The 6,795-nt window shown below is 72.6% G+C and carries 5 protein-coding genes and 1 pseudogene; all 6 read left to right on the forward strand.

Translation table 11 applies throughout. From position 1 onward, the window contains the following. Positions 1 to 224, forward strand: a pseudogene (locus FNX44_RS28195) (2-polyprenyl-3-methyl-5-hydroxy-6-metoxy-1,4-benzoquinol methylase); the annotation flags it as partial. Continuing rightward, positions 221 to 1,138 carry a 1,4-dihydroxy-2-naphthoate polyprenyltransferase gene (locus tag FNX44_RS21955; protein WP_323369576.1) on the forward strand — a complete coding sequence of 306 codons (918 nt, stop codon included), beginning with the start codon at positions 221 to 223 and terminating at the stop codon, positions 1,136 to 1,138. The pseudogene FNX44_RS28195 and the gene FNX44_RS21955, both read left to right, overlap by 4 nt. A 77-nt stretch (positions 1,139 to 1,215) precedes the next feature. After that, positions 1,216 to 2,769, forward strand: a complete 1,554-nt coding sequence (locus FNX44_RS21960; RefSeq protein WP_143650478.1) for a flavin-containing monooxygenase — start codon at positions 1,216 to 1,218, stop codon at positions 2,767 to 2,769. Beyond that, positions 2,756 to 3,208, forward strand: coding sequence for a DUF2834 domain-containing protein (locus FNX44_RS21965; protein ID WP_323369577.1), 453 nt, complete (start codon positions 2,756 to 2,758; stop codon positions 3,206 to 3,208). The genes FNX44_RS21960 and FNX44_RS21965 overlap by 14 nt, the downstream gene beginning before the upstream one ends. 49 nt (positions 3,209 to 3,257) lie before the next feature. Then, positions 3,258 to 5,168, forward strand: coding sequence for a squalene--hopene cyclase (gene shc, locus FNX44_RS21970; RefSeq protein WP_143650480.1), 1,911 nt, complete (start codon positions 3,258 to 3,260; stop codon positions 5,166 to 5,168). Then, a complete protein-coding gene (locus FNX44_RS21975) occupies positions 5,165 to 6,745 on the forward strand; it encodes a hydroxysqualene dehydroxylase (RefSeq protein WP_143650482.1) in 1,581 nt (526 codons plus the stop codon). Before shc ends, FNX44_RS21975 begins: the two co-directional genes overlap by 4 nt. The last annotated feature ends 50 nt before the right edge of the window (positions 6,746 to 6,795 follow it).

The raw sequence follows: 6,795 nt of genomic DNA on the forward strand, positions 1-6,795 counted from the left end.
GCCCCACCCCCGGCACCCACGACCACCGCCTCTTCGTCAACCGGGAGCGGCTGCTGAGCACTGCCCGCGCGCACGGCGTCGAACTCCGACTGGTCGGGCTGCGCCCGCACTTCGGCGACGGCGTGCGCTACCTGGCCGACAAACGCGAGGAGGTACGCATGATCCCCATCAGGTCCACCGCCGTCCTCTACCTGGGCGTGGGGAAGAAGGCGAGCGCGTCGTGACCACCGCCCAGCCGTCCTCCCAGCCGTCCTCCCAGCCGACTTCGCCGCTGACCGCCGTGCGCAACTGGGTCGTAGGCGCCCGGCTCAAGACACTGCCGGCCACCCTGGCCCCCATCGCGGTGGGCACCGCCGTCGCCCACTCCCTGGGCGGCGTCGACTGGTGGCGCACGCTGTGGACCCTCGTCTTCGCCCTGGGCTTCGTCCTGGGCACCAACTTCCTCAACGACTACAGCGACGGCATCCGGGGAACCGACGACCACCGGGTGGGGCCCGTCCGGCTCGTCGGCTCCGGACAGGCCAGCCCGCGCCAGGTGCTGCGCGACGGCCTGGTGCTCTACGCCCTCGGGCTGCTGGCCGGAATCGTGCTGACGGTGACGGTGTCCTGGTGGCTGCTGGTCCTCGCGGTCGCCTGCGCGCTGGGCGGCTGGTTCTACACCGGCGGCTCCCGCCCGTACGGCTACCGGTCGTTCGGCGAGATCAGCCTGTTCCTCTACCACGGGCCGATCGCCGTGGGCGCCACCGTCTTCATCCAGCTCGAGCGGGTGCCGGCGCTGGCGCTGGCCGCCTCCGTACCCGTCGGCATCCTCGTCTGCGCCCTGCTGGTGACCAACAACCTCCGGGACATCCCGACCGACCGGGCCGCCGGCAAGATCACCGTGGCCGTGCGGCTCGGCGAGCGACGCACCCGGATCTTCTACCTGCTCTGTGTCGGCGGCGCGTTCCTCACCGCCCTCGCACTGGCGTTCTCCCGGCCGGGCGTGCTGCTGGTACTGGCCGCGCTGCCGGTCGCGGTCTTCCCGATCCGCCGGGTGATGAGCGGGGCCCGCGGCGCCGATCTGGTGGCCGCCCTGGAGCACACCTGCCTGCTGCTGCTCGCGCACGGCACGCTGCTGGCGATCGGACTCGCACTGTGACCGCGAACGCGCCCCTCCCGGGCCCGCGAAGCCCCGAACCCGACACCTCGGGCGCGCCCGGTTCACCCGGTTCACCCGTGGAGCCCGACCACGAGGTGGCGGTGATAGGCGCCGGGTTCTCCGGCATCGGCACGGCAATCGGGCTGCGCCGCGCCGGCATCACCGACTTCGTCGTGCTCGACGAGCAGGACGACGCCGGCGGCACCTGGCACGCCAACCGCTACCCCGGCATCGCCGTGGACATCAGCGCCTTCTCCTACTCCTACGACTTCGAGCCCTCGCCGTCCTGGTCCCGGGCCTTCCCGCCCGGCGCGGAGCTGAAGGCGTACGCCGACCACTGCGTCGACAAGTACGGCGTCCGCCCGCACCTGCGGCTGAACTCGCGGGTGGTGCGGGCCGTCTACGACGAGTCGGCGCACATGTGGCGGCTCGACCTCGCCGACGGCGTGTCACTCACCGCGCGCTTTGTCATCTGCGCCACCGGCTGGCTCACCAAGCCGCGGCCGCCGCGGATCGAGGGAATCGAGGAGTTCGCCGGCGACATCGTGCACACCGCGCGCTGGGACCCCGAGCTGGAACTCGCCGGCCGCCGGATCGGCGTGATCGGCACCGGCGCCTCGTCCGTGCAGGTCGTGCCGGAGATCGCCCCCGAGGCGGAGCGGCTGCACGTGTACCAGCGCACCCCCATCTGGCTGTTCCCCAAGCCGGACTTCGAGGTGCCGCGGGCCGTGCAGCGGACGTTCCGCCGCGCGCCGTGGACGCAGCGCTCGGTGCGGCTGCTCACCGACACGGTGACCGAGGTCAGCTTTGTCATCGCGATGGTCCAGTACCGCCGCTTCCCGTTCCTGGTGCGGAGCGGCGAGCTGATATCCCGGCTCTACCTGCGCCGGCAGGTCGGCGGCGACCGCGAACTGATGGCGAAGCTCACCCCGCGCTACCGGCTGGGCTGCAAACGGCCGTCGTTCGCCAAGGGCTACTGGCGCACGTTCACCCGGCCCAACGTCGAGCTGGTCACCGAACCCATCGAGCGGATCACCAAGACCGGCATCCGCACCACCGACGGCCGCGAACAGGACCTGGACGTCCTGATCCTCGCCACCGGCTTCCACGTGCTGGAGAACCTGCCGCCCTTCCCCACCCACGGGCTCGGCGGCCGGGAACTCAAGGAGTTCTGGCGCACCGAGCGCTTCCAGGCCTACGAGGGCAGCTCCGTCAAGGGCTTCCCGAACCTGTGGTTCATCGTCGGGCCGTACTCCTTCACCGGCGGCTCCTGGTTCGGCTGCATCGACTACCAGGTCACGCACGCGCTGCGGGTGATCGGCGAGGCCCGGCGGCGCCGCGCGACCGAGGCCGTCGTACGCCCCGAGAAGCACGACGAGTCGTTCCGGAAGACTCTACGCCGCCAGCGCAACACCGTGTTCTCCGACGCCAGCTGCCTGGGAACCAACAGCTACTACTTCGACGCCCGCGGCGACGCCCCCGCCGTCCGCCCCGCCACCACGTACGAAGCGGCCTGGCGCGCCCGCCGCTTCGACCTCGACGACTACCGCTACTCAAGGACGCCGGCCCAGCGACCGCTGGTCCACCGGCTGGAGAACAACCGCCCGGGAGGGCCGAGTGCGATTCGCTGACGTGCGCGGGACGGACCGCGCGCTGTGCCTGTTCTACGCGCTGTTCGCCATCGGCAGCGCCCTCGCGATGGGGGCCATGGCCGTCACCTTCGTGATCCAGAACATCGACGACGGCCCGCTCGGCGTGGTCGTCAACTTCCTGAGGGACGCGCTGACGAACCTGGCCGCCCGGTTCGTCTACGGGGACCTCGTGCTGATCTGGGCGGCGCTGGGCGTCTTCATGATCGTCGAGGGCCGGCGGTACCGCATCCGCCACGTGTGGGCGTACATCGTCGGCGCCCCGGCACTGGCTCTCGCCGTGAGCTTCCCGCTGTTCATGTACGTCCGCCAGCTGCGGATCGCCGCCGAGCGGGAGCAGACCGGGCAGGACCCGGAGCGGGCGGGGACGGCACCGCCGAGCACGGACGAGGACACGCCGAGGCGGGTGTCCGTGGACTGACACGCCCGCAACCGAAGGCCACCCGCGTACAACGAGAGGTAAGCAGCGAATGACCACCGACGCCACCAGCCCCGCCGCGAGCGTCGAGCGCGCTCTGGACCTGGCGGTCGGCGCGCTCCGCAGAGGGCAGGACCCCACCGGCTACTGGAAGGGCGACTTCGAGTCCAGCCTGATCGGCGAGTCCGGCGAGGTCATCCTGCGCCACTTCCTCGGCCTGCCGCGCGACGAGGTCACCGCGGAGGCCGCGAAGACCATCCTCGCCGAGCAGTCCGCCACCGGCGGCTGGGCCTCCTACCACAAGGGGCCGGACGAACTCCTGCTCTCCGTCTTCTGCTACGTGGCGCTGCGGCTGGCCGGGCACGAGGCCGACGAGCCCGCGATGCGCGCCGCCGCCGCGTCGATCCGGGAGGCCGGGGGCATCGAGGCGGTCGACAACCCGACGATGCTGGCCTGGCTGTCCGTCATCGGCGTCTGGCCGTGGTACGACATCCCGATCATCCCGCCGGAGGTGATCCTGCTGCCCAGCTGGTTCCCCGGGAACATCTACCAGGTGGGCGCCGCCGCCCGCGGCATCGTCGTCGCCAACAGCCTCTTCATGGCCGAACGCCCCGTCACCCCGGCCGGCTTCCACATCACCGAACTCTTCAAGCGCCCCGACCGGGGCTTCCGCCGACTGCCCAGGCCCCGCGCCCTGCGGATCGCCACCCGCCTCAGCCACTGGTACAACCGCAACCCGATCGGCTTCCTCCGCCGCCGGGCCGTGCGCAAGGCCGCCGACTGGCTCGTCCGCACCCAGGAGACCGACGGCAGCTGGGGAGGCAACTGGCCGCAGACCGCCAACGTCGTCATGGGCCTGGACACCGTCGGCTACCGCCAGGACCACCCGGTGATCCGGAAGGCCATGGCCGCGCTCGACGGCTACGTCGTCCACAAGAACGGGCAACGCCGCATCGAGATGTGGACCTCCGTCGTCATGGACACCGCGCTCGGCGTCTCCGCCGCCGCGATGAGCGGCGACCCGAAGGCCAGGGAGTCCGCCGACAACGCCGCCCGCTGGCTGCTCGACACCCAGGTCACCGAGCTGGGCGACTGGGCCGTCCTCACCAAGGACCCGGTGGCCGGCGGCTGGCCGTACGAGTTCGTCAACCGGACCAACCCGGACGCCGACGACACGTCCTTCGCCGTCGTCGCCCTCCGCCGCCTCCACCCGCGCGGCACCGACGCCACCGTCGACGACGCCGTCGACCGCGCCTGCCGCTGGATGCTCTCCCAACAATGCGACGACGGCGGCTGGGCGGCCTTCGAACCGCTGCGCTGGCGCCTCCCCGGCCGCGACCACCTGGCGAAGATCGGCTTCCTGGAGGCCCCCTCCGCCGACATCACCGGACACGTCCTGGAGGCGCTGGGCGCCGACGGGCAGGGCGGGGGCGAGGCAGCCCGCCGCGGCGTCGAATGGCTGCGCCGGAACCAGCACGAGGACGGCTCCTGGCCCGGCTGGTGGGCCTGCTACCACCTGCACGGCACCAGCGCCGCCGTCACCGGCCTCACCGCCTGCGGCGTCCCCGGCACCGACCCGGTCGTCGCCCGCGCCTGCGACTGGATCGAGGCGCACCAGCAGGCCGACGGCGGCTGGGGCGAGGACATCCGCGCCCTGCGCGACCCCGCGTGGATCGGCAAGGGCGAGAGCACGCCCTCCCAGACCGGGTGGGCGCTCATCGCGCTCATCGCCGCCGGCCGCGCCGACAGCGACGCCGTCCGCGCCGGCCTCGACCACCTGATCCGCACCCAGGAGGCGGACGGCGACTGGCCGGAGCCCTGGCACACCTGGGTCGTCCACCACGACGGGCTGTACTGGCGGGACAGCATGCTGCGGCTGATCTACCCGATCATGGCCATGGCCGCCTACCGCGACCACGCGGCGGCCTCCGGCACCACCGACGCCACCGGGGAGGCCCGATGAGCGGCATCACGACGAGCGGCGGCGGGGCGAGCGGCGGCGGCACGAGCGGCCGCGCCACGACCGCCAAGGTGCCCGTCACGGTGGTCGGCGGCGGTCTCGCCGGTATGACGGCCGCCCTCACCATCCGCCAACTCGGCCTACCCGTCCGCCTGTTGGAGGCCGGTGCCGAGCTGGGCGGCCAGGCCACCGCGCGGACGATCAACGGCCGGACCGAGGACCACGGCGTCCACATCATCCCCGCCTGGTACCGCAGCACCCTCGAACTCGTCGACGAACTCGGCATCGGCGACCGGCTCGCCGAGACCGACAACTTCTACCAGCTGCTGCCCGGCGAGTTCCCGCACTTCCGCTCCTACGGCGCCCTGTTCAGCTTCGCCGACTTCGTCAAGGACATCCGCTCCGGCGTCACCCCGCCCGCCGACCGGCTGCTCTTCTACTACGGGCTGATCGACCTGCTCTCCCAGCGCTACGACCGGCGGGACCAGTCCCTCCGGGAGTTCCTGCGCTCCCGCTGGTACCTCACCCGGCCGGCGATCGACGACATCGAGCACCTCTTCGTCGCCTCCAGCGCGGCCGAACCCGACGTCGCGTCCGCGGCCAGCTTCCGCGGCAGCATCGCCGGGTTCTCCAGCGACCCCGGCCGAGTGCTGATGCCCAGGGCCGACCTCGAACAGACGCTGATCGGCCCCTTCCGCCGCCGGCTCGAGGCCGACGGCGTGGAGGTCCGCACCGGCGTGGAACTCGTCGGCGCGACCGTCGCCGACGGCCGGCTCGCCACCCTCACCCTCCGCGACGCCGCGCTGCCCGACGGCGAGCGGACCGTGACCGAGGAGGTCACCGGCCACGTCGTGCTCGCCGTCCCGCACGGCGTACTGACCGGTCTCGGCCCGGACGTGACCAGCGCGCTGCGCCCCAAGTACGGCGCGGAGGAGCTGCGTTCGCGGCCGCTCGGCGCCCTCCACCTCCATCTGCGGCGGCGGCTGCCCGGCATGCCGGACGAGCACGTACGGCTGGTCGGCTCCCCGCACGCCATCACACTCCTGGACGTCGGCCAGGTCTGGGAGGGGCACACCACCACCGTGCTCAACTGCGTCGTCGGCCGCACAGCCCGCCTCGCCGACCTGTCGGACGACGAGGCGGTCAAAGTCATCGTCGCCGAGCTGATGACCTACATACCCGCGCTGAGCTTGGACGACATCGAGCACGTCTGCTACCAGCCGCACTTCGACACCCCTTTCTACGCCCCCGCCCCCGGCTCCGACCGGCACCGGCCCGAGAACTCCACCTCGCTGCCGAACCTGCATCTCGCCGGGGACTTCTGCGCCGCGCCGCCGGGCATCGCCGGCATGGAGGGCGCGGTCCGTTCCGGCCGGGCCGCCGCCGAGTCGGTCCGCCGGGCGCTGAGGCCGACCATGCCGGTGATCCCCGTCCAGGACATCGGCACGGTCGATCCGCGGTCCGCCCGCGCCGCGAAGTACGCGCTCGCGCCGCTCGCCGTCGGCGTGCGCTTCCTCGCCGCCCGCGCCAACCGCCGCCGCGCCCGCACCACGACACCCGGCGTCACACGGAGACCGTGACACCGCCCGTCCCGGTCGGGCCCCGCCAAGGGCCCGACCGGGACGGGCGG

It is taken from the genome of Streptomyces alkaliterrae (genome assembly GCF_007097205.2).
Taxonomy (GTDB): Bacteria; Actinomycetota; Actinomycetes; order Streptomycetales; family Streptomycetaceae; genus Streptomyces; species Streptomyces alkaliterrae.

Excerpts from the sequence above, each read along its gene's own strand:
- shc (WP_143650480.1), top strand. The coding sequence starts at position 3,258 with ATGACCACCGACGCCACCAGCCCCGCCGCGAGCGTCGAGCGCGCTCTG.
- FNX44_RS21975 (WP_143650482.1), top strand. The coding sequence starts at position 5,165 with ATGAGCGGCATCACGACGAGCGGCGGCGGGGCGAGCGGCGGCGGCACG.